Here is a 17,146-nt window from a genome sequence, read left to right as displayed (position 1 = left end):
GAACAGGACCGTGAAACGACTTCGCGCCGATGATAGTGCTGCAACCAGTGTGAAAGTAGGTAATCGTCAGGCTTGTGTTACCCAAAGCCCCAGCTCCAACGAGCTGGGGCTTTTTGCATTGCGCTTCGGCTTTTGCACTGCACCTTCGCAACTAGCATCCCTTTATTGCTTCCCCAGCTTTTTTAATAGCATGCGTGCGGTGTGAACCGCATTGATAGCATCGAAGGGTTTAACGTATGGATTGGCCTGCGTCGCAAAACGATGCCGGCATAATTCAACTGTTAGAACACTCCACCCTACCGTCCGGACGACTTCCCAGTGAAAACCGCAAGCTGAGCGTCGAAAGCACGCTTAAAGGCCGGCCGTGCTTCGCCGCGAGCGACATAGGCAGACAGGTTTTGATAATCCGTGAGCAAACTCGAGCCATTTAGCCTTCGAAGCACCTGCACCATCAGAAGGTCACCGGCGCTGAACGCATCGCCATCGAGCCAGTCAGCGCCTCCAAGCCGATTCGACAGCTCGTCCAGTCGGGTACGGATGCGGTCCTCAACGATAGGTAGGCGTTGCTCATACCAGGTCTTGTCGTGCTCCAAGTATGTCGCGACTTCAAGCTGAACGATCGGCGGCTCCACTGTGCTGAGAGCGGCAAACATCCACATGATTGCGCGTGCCCTCGCATTTCCATCATGTGGCAGGAGGCCAACATGGCGCTCGGCGATATGGAACACGATCGCCCCTGACTCGAACAAGGCGAGATCGCCTTCTTCATAAGTCGGTATTTGTCCGAAAGGATGAAGCGCACGATGCGCCGCCTCCTTCATCGCCATGAATGAAACAAGACGAACGTCATAAGACTGGCCTACTTCCTCCAATGCCCAGCGCACAGGCATGTCACGCGCCAGTCCCTGGCCGCGATCCGGCGACTGTTCAAAGGCCGTTATGACTGGAAGCGGTCGAAGGACTTTTTCCTCACAAGACATATATATCTCTCCACATTGAGGTAAGTTGATATCCATAAGTCGGAAAAAGAAGCCTGAACTCGACACTGTGAGCAGAGGCCTCATAGATCTCGCATCCAAATGACGAACAGGACTCTCAAAAATCGACATTTATCGGAAAAAAGTTTTCTCGGCAGCCGACTCCCGCATCGGGGAGGGTTGCCGGGTCTGTAGGCGGTGCTGATCGTTCTGCCTAATACGAGTTTGAGAGCCGGCGGGGTTTTTAGTGCGATCCCCTTCAAACTGGTGCCGCTTCCCTCAAACCAAGGGTTAGTGCCGTTCAAAACCGCAAACCGTTCAGCCGCGACGGTGTAACTTCCATACGAGGCGAGACGATCTGTGAAGACGCCATTCGATCCGGTGGAGCAAGGGGATTTGTACTTGCCGAAGAGGAACCAATCTCAGCGGTAAGCATACCGGTATTGAATACTGCCCAAGACATCCTGAGATGTGCTTCCTTATTGAGTGTGGGCCATCTAAAGAGTTGACTGACATCCGTTTCTTTATCGTGGGCAATGCAATCCATCAAGGCCAAAGTTAAATGGGATTGATTAATCAAGGCGCATTTCGATGCTTCAGAAGGACGACGTCGCGTATGAATTGAGCCGGATATAACTGGCCAGATAACATGACCACGTTTGATTTTGTGGACAACCGGACAGGTAGTACGCTACTCGCCTTCAACAGAACCGCTTACCTGGGTAGACGGCTATCACCAAACGCGTCCGGCTAGAAGTTGCAGGTAAATACGGGACGTAGCCACGATGGTGATTGTGCTAATTTGGTGCTACGCTTTGTCATAGGCCGAACATATATGGGTTGAGGCCTTGACTGCTTGGGAAGTGTATTGACTGCACCAAGGGCATTCAGCCTAGAAGTTAACTCTGTCGGCTTTACATTAGAAATGCTTACCTCAAATCAAGAAATTGAACAGCAAGTTCTGGCGTTAAAGCAGGAGCTTGCGGAAAAAAATAAGGCACTCCTGGCTGCTCAACGAGAATTATCAGTTAGGAAAGCGTCAGAGGAATGTACTCAACTAAAACTCAACGATGCAATAGCCATGCATCGTGCCACCTTTGACCTTGCCGCAATCGGTATTGCCCACCTTACTCCAGAAGGAAACTGGATCCGGATCAACCCTTTTCTCTGTGAAATGCTTGGCTACAGCGTCGAGGAATTGCAAACCAAGACGTTCCAGGATGTAACTTACCCCGATGATTTGCCAACTGACCTATCGCTCGTCCAAGCCTTGATCGACGGGAAGATACCGTCCTATGGAATGGAAAAGCGCTACATCCGAAAAGACGGAAGCGTGGTATGGGGCCACTTGAGCGTTTCTCTTGTGCGCGACGAAGTAGGAAATCCAAAATATTTCATTTCCATTGTTAAGAATATCGATAGACGAGTACGTGCACACGTTGAGATAGAGCGTGGACGTGCGCGGTTCAAGGCTATCCTTGATAGCCTGAGCGAAGGAGTGATCGTGTTTTCGCCGAAAGGCGAAGTACTGGAAGCCAATCCAGCGGCAATGAAGCTGTTCGGATACCGTAACAGGGACGAAATTAATTCCGACTATTCCGCCTTGGATTCAACGTTCGAGGTATTTCAACTGGATGGTTCGCCAGTATTTTCCGAACAGTGGCCAGTATCGAAGTTGCTACGCGGCGAAACTGTCTCAGGAGAAGAATTAATTGTTCATAAGAAGGGCACCACCAAAACCTGGATCGCAAACCTTACGGGTTCTGTGGTGCGAGACGTTTACGAAGATTCTTCACTCGCCGTTTTGACCGTACACGACGTCACGCAGCGGCGCATGGCAGAGACCGCATTACGCGTTAGCGAAGAGCGACTACGGCTTGCCTTTGACAATATACCGGACATGATTGTGATCTACGATTCGAACCTGCGGATACAGTACGCGAATCTAGCCACATTACAAAACACGCGAATGACCGCGGCAGATTTGATTGGTCGCACGGATGTGGAGATAAGACCACAGACCGTGACAGCATTGTGGCGACCGCTTCTTAACGCCGCACTGTGGTCAGCAACCATCCAGTCCGATGATGTGGATTTTGCCGAAAGCACAGGTTTGCGGAATTTTGCTGTGACGTGCGTACCTATCTGCGAAGCCGGCGAAAAGGTACGGGAAGTCATGGCGATATGCCATGACTACACTGAGCGCCGTCAATCGCAAGAACGCATACGGCTGGCAGCTTTACACGATTCACTAACGGGCCTTCCCAATCGAGCCCTGCTCTTTGAGTATGCGCCGCATATCATTGCTGCTGCCAAGCGTACGCACAATGAAGTATGCGTCCTGTTCCTGGATCTCGACCGCTTCAAGCCCATTAATGATCTCTACGGACATGAGACCGGCGACGCAGTGCTTCGCGAGGTCGCACATCGTTTAAGACAAAGCATGCGAGGCGACGACACAATATTTCGGCTGGGAGGTGATGAGTTTCTTATTCTTCTGCAAAACTGCGTCGATAAATCGGCGTCAGAACATGTTGCGCGGCATCTTCTCGAAACACTCAGCAGGCCATACTCAGTCGGTTCGCTTGAGTTATTTTTGTCCTGCTCAATAGGGCTAAGCCGGTATCCGGTTGACGGCGCAAACATTGACACCCTGATCAACTGTGCCGATGCTGCGATGTACCTTGCAAAAGAAACGGGAAGGAACAGCTTCCAGTTCTACACTGCAGCGATCTCCGAACGGGTACTTACGCAATCCGTCCTCGAACAGGAAATTAAAGAAGCACTCGTCCATGGCGAATTTTGCCTTCATTATCAGCCTCTCATTGACATGCAAACGAATCAGGTTGTCAGTGTGGAAGCGTTATTGCGCTGGCCAAGGAATGGGATCGGACCGGAACGCTTTGTTCAGATTGCCGAAGCAACCGGCTTGATTGGACGCCTTGGGGAATGGGTTATGACAGAAGCCTGTCGGCAGCATACTGATTGGAAAAATTGCGGTTTACCCTCAATCCCGATTGCGGTGAATGTTTCATCGATCCAGTTCCAGAAGAAGGATTTTGAAGTCTATCTGGACGATGCTATTCAACGGCATCAGATCGATCCTACGGCGATCCAGATAGAACTGACGGAAACCGCCGTGATGGAAGACATCAACCATGCGATTAATGTCCTGGGGTATTTCCGAAAGAAAGGCATGAAGGTCTCCCTGGATGACTTTGGAACGGGATATTCAAGTCTGAACTATTTGAGCCGCCTGCCGCTGGATAAAATTAAAATAGACAAGTCGTTTGTTCATCGTCTTGAAGACGATAATGCCAGTCGGGCGATTACGGAAGCGATCATCGCATTAGGTCGCACACTGGATCTTGAGATCGTGGCAGAAGGGATAGAATCGCATAGTGTGCTCGGCTACCTGCGTGAACATGGATGCCATCAAGCGCAAGGTTACTATGTCTGCAAACCTCTCGTGGGAGCGGATTTTGTTACCTGGTACCGTAACTTTTCAGACGCGACAATCCATCACTGAATAGGTCAGCAGCCAGCGGTTCTTTGCGTTCCTTCAAAAAGACTCCGCGAGCGGTCATCGACTGCGGCGTCGTGATGCAGTAACACTACTGCAGCCATCCCTGATTCACTCCACTTCGCAAGGCAGGTAACGCTTGTTTCGTTCCGGTCGGAATAGATAAGCACGTGCGCGGCCCCGCATTTGGGCAAAAGTAATGTTTCGAGACGGCGGTTCTGTCACTGTCCTAATTTGTTTCTTTAATGAAACAATTCATGAGGTAGTGAGGCTATCTTGGCCATGGGACTTCTACAATGCGTATCAGCTTCGTATTTCAGATGCTAACCCCATTGTCCTAAAAATCGTCGCTTCCGACGACGTTTCAGGTATCTCGACCGCACACAATAGGTAAAAGAGCATGCGTTTCCACTTTTGGGAAGCAATGCCTGCCCTACGGTGATGCGCCGGATTACTCAAGGAGACCATTATGTTAAAAAGCCTCGCATTTAGTCTTTGTGCCAGTGTTGCGTTCGCCATCCCGGCAAGTGCAAGTGCGCAGATCAAGATCGCCTATATCGACCCCTTGTCAGGCGCATTTGCCAGCATCGGCGATTTTGGCCTGAAAAGTTTCATCGCGATCGCCGACGATATCAATGCAAAGGGCGGGGTGCTCGGGGGGCAGAAACTGGAAATTGTCCCGATGGACAACAAAGCCAGTCCGGAAGAATCACTGACCTTGCTGAAGAAAGTGACCGATAGCGGTATCCGGTACATCGTGCAAGGCCAAGGCTCCGGCGCGGCAGGCGCGCTGATCAATGCGATCGACAAATGGAATGACCGCAATCCTGACAAGACAGTACTCTTCCTGAATTATGCATCCAACGATCCGGAGCTGACCAACTCCAAATGCAGTTTCTGGTATTACAGTTTCGACGCGCATAACCTCATGAAGGTGGAAGCGCTGACCAACTATATGGCCACGGATAAAAGCATCAAGAAGGTGTTCATCATTGGACAGGACTATGCCCATGGACAGCAGATGGCAAAGGCCGTTGTCGCATCACTGCCAAAGAAGCGCCCTGATATCGAAATTGTCGGCAATGAGTTGCACCCTTTCGGCAAGGTCAAGGATTTTGCGCCTTATGTTGCCAAGATCAAGGCATCGGGTGCCGACACGGTGATCACTGGCAACTGGGGTAATGATCTTTCGCTGCTGTTGCGTGCGTCCAAGGAATCCGGGCTAAAAACCAAGTTCTTTACCTACTTCGCCGCAGTACGCGGTACGCCGACCGCACTGGGCGAGATGCCGGAAGATACGGTCTACCAGATCAGCGAATGGCATCGCAACATCCAGCCCAACAAACTGGAAAAATTTGCCGACGATTATGCGAAGCGTTTCCCTGGGCTGGAATTTTCCTATGTACGCATCAACACAACAATTCAAATGCTGGCCCAAGCCATGGAAAAGGCCAAGTCTGCGGACCCGTTGAAAGTGTCGACCGCCATGGAAGGGATGGAATTTGATGCCGGCAATGGCAAGGTCGTGATGCGCAAGGACGATCACCAGCTGATCCAGCCGCTCGTACTGTCAGCCTACAGCAAGAAGAACGGCACGACGGTCAAGTATGACACCGAAGGGACCGGATATGGTTTCCGTACCGTGGCAATGATTCCACCCAAGGACACCGAGGTTCCGACTACCTGTGCCATGAAGCGCATGTAAGCAAAAGCTGGTTTCACTTGGAAGGCGGGAATCGGGCCTCTTCCGCCGGCCCGGTTCCGGCGCCGGACAACGCCCGTACATCACGGACACCGTCGTAGAATGCGATGTTGGCTGCAAGCTGGGAGTACATACTTAACGGCATCAGCTGCGACATGCCCGGTAATGTGCCGGGCATGTGGTATTCCTTACGTCACCTATTTTCCGGAGACAGCAAAGCATGACAATTCACTTCCACCGTTCCTGGATGAACGAGGAATTAGCAATGTGGCGGGAGACGGCGGTCCGCTTTATCGAACATGAAATGGTGCCGGGCGACGAAGAGGCGCGCAAGCGTGGGCATGTCGGCCACGCGCTCTGGCGCAAGGCTGGCGAACTTGGCCTGCTGTGCTCCGACATTCCCGAGGAATATGGCGGCGGTGGCGGCGATTTTCGCCACGAGGCAGTGTTCTATGAGGAGATGGCGCGGCGCGGCCTGACCGGCATGAATTCGTCGGTGCACAGTATCGTCGCGCACTACTTACTCAACCATGGAACCGAAGAGCAGAAGCAGCGCTACCTGCCACGCATGGCACGCGGTGAAATCGTCGGTGCAATCGCCATGACAGAACCGGGTGCGGGTTCCGACCTACAGGGAGTGCGCACGCGCGCCGAGCGTCAGGACGATCACTACGTCATCAACGGCTCCAAGACTTTCATTACCAATGGCTATCTTGCCGGCCTGGTACTGGTCGTTGCCAAGACCGACCCGACCCAGAGGGCGAAAGGCACATCCATCCTGATCGTTGAAACCGAGAATCAGCCCGGTTACCAGGTCGGCCGGGTGCTGGACAAGATCGGTCTGAAGGCGCAGGACACGTCGGAACTCTTTTTTGATAATGTGAAGGTGCCTGTGGATTGCCTGCTCGGCGGAGAGGAAGGCAAAGGGTTTTACCAGCTGATGGGGGACCTGCCGTATGAGCGCACCATTATCGGTGTGACAGCGGCTGCGGCAATGGAAGGTGCGTATGAAGCCACCCTGCAGTACACCCGCGAACGCGAGGCCTTCGGCCAGCCGATCGCGCAATTTCAGAACACCAAGTTCAAGCTTGCTGAAATAGCCGCCAATGTCACGGCCGCACGCGCCTATGTCGACCGCTGCATCGAGGATCTTGTCGCCGGTCGCCTCGATACAGTCGGGGCCTCGATGGTCAAGATGTGGTCCAGCGATTTGCAGAACAAGGTGATCGACGAATGCCTGCAGCTGTTCGGCGGCTACGGCTACATGAACGAATACCTGATTGGACGCATGTATGTCGATGCCCGCATTCAGCGCATCTACGGCGGCACTAACGAAATCATGAAGGAAGTTATTTCACGGGCGATGTAAAACTGCGAAGGCCCAGGGCAGACTGGCATCGTCCGAGGAGCAGTGCACTTAGAGCGGCTTTCATATTAATGTACTGTCGCCTCGGCCCGCTCCTCCGTACATCAATATGAAAGCCGCTCTAACGAATCATCCCGAGGCGGCGCGCCACCGCCACCGCCTGCGTACGATTTTGCGCATTGAGTTTGCCGTTGATATTTCTGAGGTGGGTGCGCACCGTGCTGTCCGATACGAAGAGTTTTTCCGCCAGCGCGCTGTTGGAATAGCCTTCCGCCAAAAGACCGAGAATGCGGACTTCCTTGTTGGTCAGGGGCTCGACCATGCTGATCGCTTCAGTTGTCGTGGAAGCCTCAGGTTCCGCCATGGCGGCAGGTCCAAAGGCCTGGAGCAATTTCTGCAGGTAGACGCTGAAGATCGGATCGCCGGAGCTGTTCTCGTTGCGCAATTCTTCTTCCACCCGTCGGACCAGCGCACCGGCACGGTCTGATTCATCCACCAGCAAGCGTATGAAACCTTCACTGCCTGCGATTTTCAACACGTCCTTCATGGTGGCCAGCGCAGCACGTTCTTCGCCCATCTGCTTCTGCGCAATGCTGTAGAGTACGCGCAGCTTGAGCGCGCGCCGGTAACGCCGTTCGCTTCGGGCAGCATTGATGGCTGCTTGCAATGACGTCAGAGCATGCGTAGCATCGCCGGAAAAAACCTGCCAGCGCAGTTCGGCCAACGCATGGTATTCGACATCGTGGGCAGGCAGGCGCAGGCGGGATACCTCATGCCAAACCTCCTGGTTGTTGGATCGATCCAGTTCCTCGCGCGCCGCCTGAAAATTAGACTGGATCGTCAGCATGCGGGCCCGCTCCAGTTTGGCACTGCTGACGACCCTTGGTAATTGCCGGTGATGGCCCAGGTATTCCAGTTCGGTCAGGCAATGAAATGCCTGGTCCACATCGCCGCGATGAAAGGCAAGGCGCGACAGCATGGTGTATCCGATAATCATATGGTCGGCCAGGCCGACATCCTTTGCCAGCGGCACATACACATGCAGCAGGTGTTCCGCCTGATCGAGGTCATTCATTTCATACAGGCTGGAGGCGTACAGCACGCCGGCCCAGGCGTTGCCGCCGGTATGTCGGTATGACACGCTATGCGTCGCGCTGACCGCGATGCGAAAGCGTGCCGTCGCCTGTCGCAATTGCCCTTCTTCGAGGTCGATCAGCCCTTCCACTGACTCGGAATACATCTTGTTGAAAAAACTGGTATCGCTATCCTGGCGATGCCGCGCCGCGTCGAGCAGCTTGTGCGATTCCTGGTAATCACCCATGACGGCGCAGATATAGGCCATCTCGTTGGACAGCACACTGCCGGTGAACGCGTCGGATACCGGCAACTGCAGCAGTGCTTCGCGGCCGACCGCGTAGGCCTCCTCGGTACGGTCCATGATTGCAAGCATCATCGGTCGAAGCGCCAGCACATGGGCCAGGATTTTTGAATCGGCCGACGTCGAGCACCCGGAACGTTCAAGCAGAGCCATCGCCTCACGCGGGCCACGCGTAAAACACAGTGCCCAGACGTGGATCACTTGCAGCAGTTCCGATGCGCGGGTTTGGTCTTCGGGCATCGCGGCGAACCAGCGAGATAGCAGGCGCATGCGGCCGCTTTCGAGGAGGCTCTCGGCATGCTCATTGAGCAACTCGGCGGCATGCGCATAATTGCCGCCTTCAATGGCGTGATCAATGGCGGGTACCGGACGGCCTTGTACTTCATACCACTGCGAAGCGGCGCGATGCAGGCGTAGCAATTCATCCGGCATTTCTCGCCCAAGCTGCGCGCGTAAAAAACCGGCGAAGAGACTGTGATAACGGTAGGTGCGCTCCTGTCCTTCAATCGGTGTGAGGAACAGGTTGGCCTGTTCGAGCTGAAGCAGAACCGCAGCACTGTCGGTACCTGGCAAGAGAGCATTGCACAGCGATGCGTTGAGATGGCGCAGGATGCTTGTCTTGAGCAGGAACTCCCGGATAGGGGGCGACTGGTGCGCCAGCACATCCTCGGCCAGATAACCTGCTACTGCCTCGTTGGAGCCGGAAAAGCGGGAAATGAAAGCGGAGCGCTCCTCACGGCGCTCCAGTGCAACGGAGGCCAGCCATAAGGCGGCAATCCACCCTTCAGTCTTGCGCTGCAACTGCGACAGGTCGTCTTCCGGCAGGACAAGCTGACGCCGCTGTGTAAGAAATTCGGTGGTTTCCGACAGGGAGAACCGTAGCTGGACCGCGTCGATTTCCAGCAACTGGCCGCGTGCCCGCAGGCGGCCAAGGCCAAGATCGGGAAGTCCTCGCGAGCCAATCACCAGTTGGCCGCGATGCGGCAGGTTGTCAAGAATTTCGCGGACCAGGCGCAGCACGGTCGGTTCCTGCACCGCTTCAAAGTCGTCGAGAAAGAGCGCGAAGGGAGCTGGATGGCCAGCGAGCCGAGCCATGATTTCCAATGCGACATCCCCAGGTGCGCGGCTGCTGTCGGCAATGATGTCGCTGTTGGCGCCACCACGTTCGGCGGTCATGCCGGCGACCGCCGCCGCCAGGCAGGCCAGGAAGCGGGAGGCATCGTTGTCGGCGCTGTCGAGCGTCATCCAGGCAGTATCGACCTGATGCTGTTCCAGCAGGTCCCGGCATTGCACCATTGCCGTCGTTTTGCCAAAGCCGGCAGGCGCTCGTACCAAAATCAGCTTTACCGCCCTAGATGTGCGGACCAGCTCGCAGATGGCATTGCGCAGTACCTGCGTTGCCGTCGTGCTGGGTGGATTCAGCTTCGTGGACAGGAAAGGGCGGGCAAGACTTGCAGACTCGATCATCGGTAAAGGACCTGGAGCAGCGTAAGCAAAAAAACCTTGCGGGGCCGCAGAGGCGGCAACGTGGAGCGTAAATTCTAACGTAGAAGCCAAAAACGAACCCGGCAGGGGTTTGAGAAAAATCAACAGGCCTCTTTCCCTGAAAGAACGCATGGGCGGTAGTACTACTGCGCCATAGTCCATCGTTGTCAGGCTCCTTCCCCCTTGCAGGGGGAAGGTTGGGATGGGGGTAGTGCGCTCGAGGCATCGTCTCGGTAACTCGAGCGCACTACCCCCTCCCTAACCCTTCCCCTACACCGGGCGCCCCTGCAAAGGGGAGGGAACCCTACAGCGATGGTTTTATGACGCAGTAGTAGCAAGATGACACGATAGTCCAAGCCTCTCCGTTGCAATTCGTCGGTTCCGACGATGTTGATGACAGAGGGCGTCTCTACACTGCAAGCAACGTGGGCGACGAATGACGATGACAATGACGCCGCCTTGCCAGCCCGACAGGAAAGGAAATCAGCTTGTTCCAAGGTGAAACGATTCGATTAAGTGATCTCGGTGAGGGCTTCGTCGAACTGTGCTTCGATCGCACAACGGCATCGATCAACAAGATGGATCGGCGGATGACGCAGGAACTTGCTGAAGCCACCGCACTGCTTGCCGCAAGGCCAGATCTGCGCGGGGTTTTGATGAGCAGCGCGAAGGATGTTTTTATTGTCGGCGCGGACATCAACGAGTTCGGTGCGATGTTCATGCTGCCGGCGGCGGAGATGATGGCATCCAATGATGTCAGCAACGCGCCGCTCGACGCCTTCGAAGACTTGGACGTGCCGACGGTGGCCGCCATCAATGGCTATGCGCTCGGTGGGGGGCTGGAGATCGCGCTAACGGCGGTCTATCGCGTCATGTCGGCTACCGCCCAGATAGGTGTACCGGAAGTCAAGCTGGGTCTGTATCCGGGCGGGGGCGGTACGGTTCGACTGCCGCGCGTAGCTAGTCCTGCAGTAGCCATCGACTGGATATCGACTGGCCGTCCACGCAAGGCAGCCGAGGCGCTGGAGTCAGGCGTGGTCGACGCGATCGCCGTGCCGGACAGTCTGCGCGAACAGGCGATTGCCTTATTGCGCAAGGCTGCCGACGGAGGTACGGACGGCAAGGACTGGCGCACTCATCGGGACCGCAAACGTGTTCGGGTGCCAATGGAAGATGCGCAACTGGACGGGCTTTTTGCATCGGCAAAAGCAACAGTGCGCGCAAGCAGCCCCAGGCATCAGCCCGCCGCACTGGTTGCCATAGAAATGATGGAGCAGGCCGTGCGCATGGATCGCGCAGGGGCCCGCGCGCTGGAATGCGAAGCCTTTGTAAGGCTCGCCAAGACCCAGGCGGCTGACTCGCTGGTACAAGCCTTTCATAACGAGCAGTTGCTCAAGAAACTGTATCGGCGTCATGCACAGAACGGCCGCCCCGTAAGGCAGGGTGCAGTGCTGGGCGCCGGCATCATGGGCGGAGGCATTGCGTACACCAGCGCGCTCAGAGGAACGCCGGTAATCATGAAGGATATTGCCGAATCACAGCTCGCAATCGGGACCGGTGAAGCGGCTAAACAACTCGCCAGGCAAGTCAAGGCTGGCAGGCTGAAGCAGGAAAAGGCTGACGAGGTGCTTGTCCGCATTCATGCGCAACTCGATTACAAGGGATTCGACGCGGTCGACATTGTCATCGAGGCGGTAGTCGAAAATATTTCAGTCAAGCACACTGTGTTGTCCGGGCTGGAAGGCGTGATCCGCAGGGATACCATCATCGCGTCCAATACCTCCAGCCTGCGCATCGATGACATCGCAACGCCGCTGAGCCGCCCGGAAAATTTCGTCGGCATGCACTTTTTCAACCCGGTACCGGTCATGGCACTGGTGGAAGTCATCCAGGGCAACCGCACCAGCGAACGGGCTGTCTCTACCGCTGTGAACTACGCACTGGCAATGGGCAAAACGCCTATCGTGGTCAAGGACTGTCCGGGTTTCCTGGTTAACCGCATCCTCACGTCCTACATCCGGGCTTTCCTGGAACTGGTCGCCGACGGCGCGGATTTCGAACAGGTCGACCGCGTCATGGAAAATTTCGGATGGCCGATGGGCCCGGCCTATCTGGAAGATGTCGTCGGCATGGATACTGGCAGCCATGTCAGCGACGTGATTTCGGCCGGTTACCCCGAGCGCATGCCGCCACTGCGACACGATGCGCTGCGGTTGATGGTGCAACACGGCCGCTATGGCCAGAAAAACGGAATCGGCTTTTATCGCTATGAAACCGATCCGAATGGCAAGCCGAAGAAATCGGTGGCACAGGACACACAGAACCTGCTGAGTGCAGTCCAGCCCAAGGGCAGGAAAGACTTCAGTGACCAGGAAATCGTCGAGCGCATGATGCTTGCCCTCATGATTGAAGCGGCGCACGCGCTTGAAGATGGTGTAGTCGCCACCCCCGCCGAACTGGACATGGCGCTGCTCCTGGGTATCGGTTTTCCGCAATACCTCGGCGGGGCACTCAAGTACGCTGACTGGCTGGGACTCGACGAGGTAGTACGACTCAGCGACAAGTATCACTATCTGGGAATGCAATACCAGGCAACACCGCGGATGCGCGACATGGCCGCCGCAGGCAAGCGCTATTACGCTCAACAGTAATCCACTGAATTACGCACCAAGGAAAATCATGAAACTCGACAATACCATTTCCGCCGTTATTACCGGTGGTGCCTCTGGCCTCGGCGAGGCGACCGCACGCCGTCTTGCCGCTCGCGGCGTCAAGGTCGCGATTTTCGATTTCAATCCGGAGAAAGGAGAGGCGCTGGCAGAAGAGCTGGGCGGCGTCTTCTGCAAGGTAGATGTGACGTCGGAAGAACAGGTTGACGCAGGCTTTGCGCGCGCACGCTCGGTGATCGGCCAGGAACGCGTGCTGGTGAACTGCGCCGGAACCGGCAATGCGATCAAGACCGCCAGCCGGGACAAAACCACAGGAGAAATCAAGCATTACCCGACACATGCGTTCGACAAGATCATCCAGATCAATCTGGTCGGCAATTTCCGCTGCATGGCCAAATCGGCTGCGGGCATGCTGTCGCTGGATTTGTTGCCGAACGGTGAGCGCGGCGCGATCGTCAATACGGCATCCGTCGCTGCCGAGGATGGACAGATGGGCCAGGCTGCCTATTCCGCATCGAAGGCCGGCATAGTCGGCATGACACTGCCGGTTGCGCGCGACCTGATGAATGAGGGGATCCGCGTCAACACCATCATGCCTGGCATCTTTAACACCTCGTTACTCCAGTCGCTGCCTGATAACGTAAAGAGTGCGCTGGCTGCTTCGGTGCCCTTCCCGAAACGGCTTGGCGAGCCGGACGAATACGCGGCACTGGCCGAATTCATGATCCTGACCGAGTACTTCAACGGCGAAAGCGTACGCCTTGACGGTGCGATCCGGATGGCGCCACGATAGGACCACATCATGCAATTCGACACGATCCTCCTTGAACAGGCCGATGAGTTCGCAGTGCTTACGTTCAATCAGCCCGCCAGCCGCAACGGTCTGACGGGACAGCTGCAGTCCGAAGTGCTCGCCGCACTCGATCATGTCGCCCGGCACAGCGACGCGCGGGCATTGATCTTGACTGGCGCAGGCCATGCTTTTTGTTCCGGCGCGGATCTTGGGCGACTTGATGCCGAGGGTGGCGCCTCGCTTGGCAATACGGTCGCAAAGATGATGGAGGAATCGTCCAATCCGCTGATCATGGCCTTGCAGACCTTGCCGGTACCGGTAGTTGCCGCAGTCAATGGCGCAGCGGCCGGCGCCGGCGTGGGTATTGCGCTGGCAGCGGATATCGTGATCTGCGCGCGTTCGGCTTTCTTCCTTTCGCCCTTCCTGCCTCGCCTGGGTATTGTGCCGGACATGGGAACGACTTATTTTCTGCCGCAACGCGTCGGCCGGGCGCGCGCCATGGGGCTGATGCTACTGGGCGACCGGCTTCCTGCCGACAAGGCGGCAGAATGGGGATTGGTCTGGTCGTGCGTGGAAGATGGCGAACTCATGAACGAAGCCCGGCGCATCGCGACTCGCCTTGCCAATGCACCTTCGCATGCAGTGATCGAAGCACGGCGTGCACTGGACAAGGCTGCCAGCCAGGACCTACCCGCTCAGCTCGAGTATGAGAAGGAACGGCAGCGCGAGTTGCTCGACTTGCCATCATTCCAGGAAGGCGTACAAGCCTTCTTTGAAAAGCGGGATCCGGTATTTCGCCGATAGTTTTAATGATTTCAAAAATTGATATGTAACCTGCGAGGCTGCGCTTGACCGATTCAACCACCACCACTGATGTCCCAGGCGCAATTTCCGAATTCGACCCTGAGCGGCTGCGGACCTATCTCATGGCGCAGATACCCGGACTGCAAGGCAAAATGCGCCTGGAACGCATAGGAGGAGGACAGTCCAATCCCACTTTCTTTGTCAGCTTCGACAACAGGGACATGGTGCTGCGCAAGCGTCCGGCCGGCGGCAACCTGCTGCCTTCCGCGCACGCCGTCGATCGCGAATACCGCATCCTCAATGCGCTTGCCACTACCGACGTGCCGGTGCCCTCCACTGTGCTCTTCTGCGAGGATGAATTGGTGGTCGGCACGCAGTTCTACCTGATGGATCGTTTGCAGGGCCGCATCTTCGAGACTTACCTGCTGGAAGGAGTGCCAGTGCATGAGCGGCGCGCCATGTATCGCTCGATGGCGGACACGCTGGCCAGGCTGCATCGGGTTGACTGGAAGGCAGTTGGCCTGGCCGACTATGGCAAGCCCGGGAATTATTTCGAACGGCAGATCGCGCGCTGGACAAAACAATGGGCCATGTCGAAGACAGCCGACAATCCGGACATTGACTTCCTGATACGCTGGCTACCGGAACACATTCCAGCCAATGACGATACCACGATCAACCACGGTGACTTTCGCTTCGGCAATCTGATGTTCCATCCCACCGAACCGCGCGTGATCGCGGTGCTGGATTGGGAACTCTCGACTCTTGGGCATCCGTTGGCCGACCTTGCCTACAACTGCATTGCCTGGCATACCGCGCCCGACGAGTTCAAGGGTATCCGTGGAGTCGACCTGACGTCGATGGGTATTCCAACGCAACAGGAATACCTCGACGATTACCGGAAATTCAGCGGCAGGCAAGACAGCATTACCGGATTCCACCTGGCGTTTTCCATGTTCCGTTTTGCGGTCATTCTGGAAGGTATTGCTTCCCGCGCACAGGCAGGCAGCGCTGCTGGCGAGGATGCATTCGAGGTGGGACGCCAATCCGGCGCGCTCGCGCGGCGAGCTGTCGAGGCCGCACGGAGCGGTCTGACTTGACCGCACTTAACCGCTACCAGCGTTGGCTTAAAAGCGCATCCCGATCGGCATGGCCGATTGCCATGCCGGTAAACAATAATTGCTCGGGCGGGATGCTTAAATAGCTTGCGTGTAGTTCGTCGGATTCGACGATGCCTTGCGGCGTGGCGGCGGGAATAATGGGACGTAGTGGTTTCAACATGCATTGAATCAGGAGAAACGCGATGGCAGGTCCGCTCGAAGGATTGAAGATCGTGGAAATGGTCGGTCTCGGCCCCGCGCCGTTCTGCGCGATGATGTTTGCCGACATGGGCGCGGAAGTCATCCGCATCGACAGGCCGGGCAATGCCTCCATCGTTGCGCCGGAGGATTCCCGTTTCGACATTACGGCCCGCGGCAGGCGCTCGATTGCCATCGATCTCAAGAAGCCGGAGGGTCGGCAAACCGTGTTGCGCCTGCTCGACAACGCCGATGCAGTAGTGGAAGGTTTCCGTCCCGGTGTCATGGAAAGACTCGGTCTCGGCCCGGATATCTGTCTCGAACGCAACCCGAAGCTGGTCTACGGGCGCATGACCGGATGGGGCCAGCATGGTCCGCTCGCACACGCTGCAGGACATGACATTAATTACATCGCGCTGTCTGGCGCGCTGCATGCGATCGGCCGGCCCGGCGAACCGCCGGTCGTTCCGCTGAACTACATCGGCGACTTTGGCGGCGGCGGCATGCTGCTCGCCTTCGGCGTTGTCTGCGCGTTGTTTGAGGCACGCCGCAGCGGCAAGGGTCAGGTGGTCGACGCTGCCATGACCGATGGCGCAGCCTTGCTATCGGCGATGATGTATGGATTCCGGGCCGATGGATCCCTGAACAATCAGCGCGGCGAGAACCTGCTCGATGGCGGTGCGCACTTCTACAACACTTACGCCTGTGCCGACGGCAAGTACGTTTCCGTCGGTTCCATCGAACCGCAGTTCTATGCCTTGCTGATCCAGTTGTGCGGCATTGACGATCCTGCCTTTAAGGCGCAACGGGACCCGCATGGATGGCCAATTTTGAAGTACCGCCTGGCCGATGTGTTCAGGACCAAAACCCGGGAGGAATGGTGCGCGCTGATGGAAGGCACGGACGTATGCTTCGCCCCCGTTCTGGATTGGGACGAGGCACCGGAGCATCCGCACAACCGCAGCCGCGAGACCTTTATCAAGGTCGACGGGGTTACACAGCCAGCGCCTGCACCGCGCTTCAGTCGTACGCAGCCAGACCGGCCCTCCGCCCCGACAACACCGGGAAGCGATGGCGATGCTATCCTTCACGACTGGGGTTTCGAGCGATTGGCGATCGATGAACTCAAGGAAAAAGGCGTGTTCGGCTGA

13 protein-coding genes are annotated in these 17,146 nt (G+C 56.3%); 9 read left to right on the top strand and 4 right to left on the bottom strand.

What is annotated here, in order from left to right; translation table 11 throughout:
• A partial coding sequence (locus tag ACFQUU_RS25850) for a hypothetical protein (RefSeq protein ID WP_382251012.1) occupies positions 1–205 on the top strand: 205 nt, incomplete at its 5' end.
• 91 nt (positions 206–296) lie between these two features.
• Here ACFQUU_RS25850 and ACFQUU_RS25845 read toward each other — a convergent pair.
• Positions 297–980, bottom strand: coding sequence for a glutathione S-transferase family protein (locus tag ACFQUU_RS25845; protein WP_382251010.1), 684 nt, complete (start codon positions 978–980; stop codon positions 297–299).
• Between the two features lie 865 nt (positions 981–1,845).
• On the opposite strand from ACFQUU_RS25845, the gene ACFQUU_RS25840 reads away from it, so the two are divergent.
• Both ACFQUU_RS25840 and ACFQUU_RS25835 read left to right on the top strand, forming a co-directional pair.
• Positions 1,846–4,506: an EAL domain-containing protein gene (locus tag ACFQUU_RS25840; RefSeq protein WP_382251008.1), complete on the top strand. Its 2,661-nt coding sequence runs from the start codon at positions 1,846–1,848 to the stop codon at positions 4,504–4,506.
• A 463-nt stretch (positions 4,507–4,969) separates the two neighbouring features.
• The gene (locus ACFQUU_RS25835; protein ID WP_382251006.1) at positions 4,970–6,205 is read left to right on the top strand and encodes a branched-chain amino acid ABC transporter substrate-binding protein; all 1,236 of its coding nucleotides are present in this window, start codon (positions 4,970–4,972) and stop codon (positions 6,203–6,205) included.
• 13 nt (positions 6,206–6,218) lie between these two features.
• On the opposite strand, the gene ACFQUU_RS25830 is transcribed toward ACFQUU_RS25835, so the two are convergent.
• Complete coding sequence (locus ACFQUU_RS25830; RefSeq protein WP_382251005.1) at positions 6,219–6,380, bottom strand: hypothetical protein; 162 nt, start codon at positions 6,378–6,380, stop codon at positions 6,219–6,221.
• A gap of 42 nt (positions 6,381–6,422) precedes the next feature.
• On the opposite strand from ACFQUU_RS25830, the gene ACFQUU_RS25825 reads away from it, so the two are divergent.
• The gene (locus tag ACFQUU_RS25825; RefSeq protein ID WP_382251004.1) at positions 6,423–7,571 is read left to right on the top strand and encodes an acyl-CoA dehydrogenase family protein; all 1,149 of its coding nucleotides are present in this window, start codon (positions 6,423–6,425) and stop codon (positions 7,569–7,571) included.
• Positions 7,572–7,689: 118 nt separating this feature from the next.
• On the opposite strand, the gene ACFQUU_RS25820 is transcribed toward ACFQUU_RS25825, so the two are convergent.
• Positions 7,690–10,413 carry a LuxR C-terminal-related transcriptional regulator gene (locus ACFQUU_RS25820; protein ID WP_382251003.1) on the bottom strand — a complete coding sequence of 908 codons (2,724 nt, stop codon included), beginning with the start codon at positions 10,411–10,413 and terminating at the stop codon, positions 7,690–7,692.
• Positions 10,414–10,919: 506 nt separating this feature from the next.
• Here ACFQUU_RS25820 and fadB point away from each other — a divergent pair.
• Genes fadB through ACFQUU_RS25800 form a run of 4 tightly spaced genes read left to right on the top strand, consistent with a single transcriptional unit; the run spans position 10,920 to position 15,797 of the window.
• Complete coding sequence (gene fadB / locus ACFQUU_RS25815) at positions 10,920–13,082, top strand: fatty acid oxidation complex subunit alpha FadB (protein WP_382251002.1); 2,163 nt, start codon at positions 10,920–10,922, stop codon at positions 13,080–13,082.
• Between the two features lie 28 nt (positions 13,083–13,110).
• The gene (locus ACFQUU_RS25810) at positions 13,111–13,893 is read left to right on the top strand and encodes an SDR family NAD(P)-dependent oxidoreductase (RefSeq protein WP_382251001.1); all 783 of its coding nucleotides are present in this window, start codon (positions 13,111–13,113) and stop codon (positions 13,891–13,893) included.
• A gap of 9 nt (positions 13,894–13,902) precedes the next feature.
• Entirely contained in the window at positions 13,903–14,697 is a 795-nt protein-coding gene (locus ACFQUU_RS25805; RefSeq protein ID WP_382250999.1) for an enoyl-CoA hydratase-related protein, read from the top strand.
• Between the two features lie 44 nt (positions 14,698–14,741).
• Complete coding sequence (locus ACFQUU_RS25800) at positions 14,742–15,797, top strand: phosphotransferase family protein (RefSeq protein ID WP_382250998.1); 1,056 nt, start codon at positions 14,742–14,744, stop codon at positions 15,795–15,797.
• Between the two features lie 13 nt (positions 15,798–15,810).
• Here ACFQUU_RS25800 and ACFQUU_RS25795 read toward each other — a convergent pair whose 3' ends face one another.
• Positions 15,811–15,978: a hypothetical protein gene (locus ACFQUU_RS25795; protein ID WP_382250997.1), complete on the bottom strand. Its 168-nt coding sequence runs from the start codon at positions 15,976–15,978 to the stop codon at positions 15,811–15,813.
• 22 nt (positions 15,979–16,000) lie between these two features.
• Here ACFQUU_RS25795 and ACFQUU_RS25790 point away from each other — a divergent pair, with 22 nt between their 5' ends.
• The gene (locus ACFQUU_RS25790) at positions 16,001–17,146 is read left to right on the top strand and encodes a CaiB/BaiF CoA transferase family protein (protein ID WP_382250996.1); all 1,146 of its coding nucleotides are present in this window, start codon (positions 16,001–16,003) and stop codon (positions 17,144–17,146) included.

The organism is Herbaspirillum sp. GCM10030257, from assembly GCF_042666555.1.
GTDB lineage: Bacteria > Pseudomonadota > Gammaproteobacteria > Burkholderiales > Burkholderiaceae_D > Noviherbaspirillum.
The sequence above is the reverse complement of the archived record's forward strand: the minus strand, read 5'-3'. Positions and strand labels throughout refer to the sequence as shown.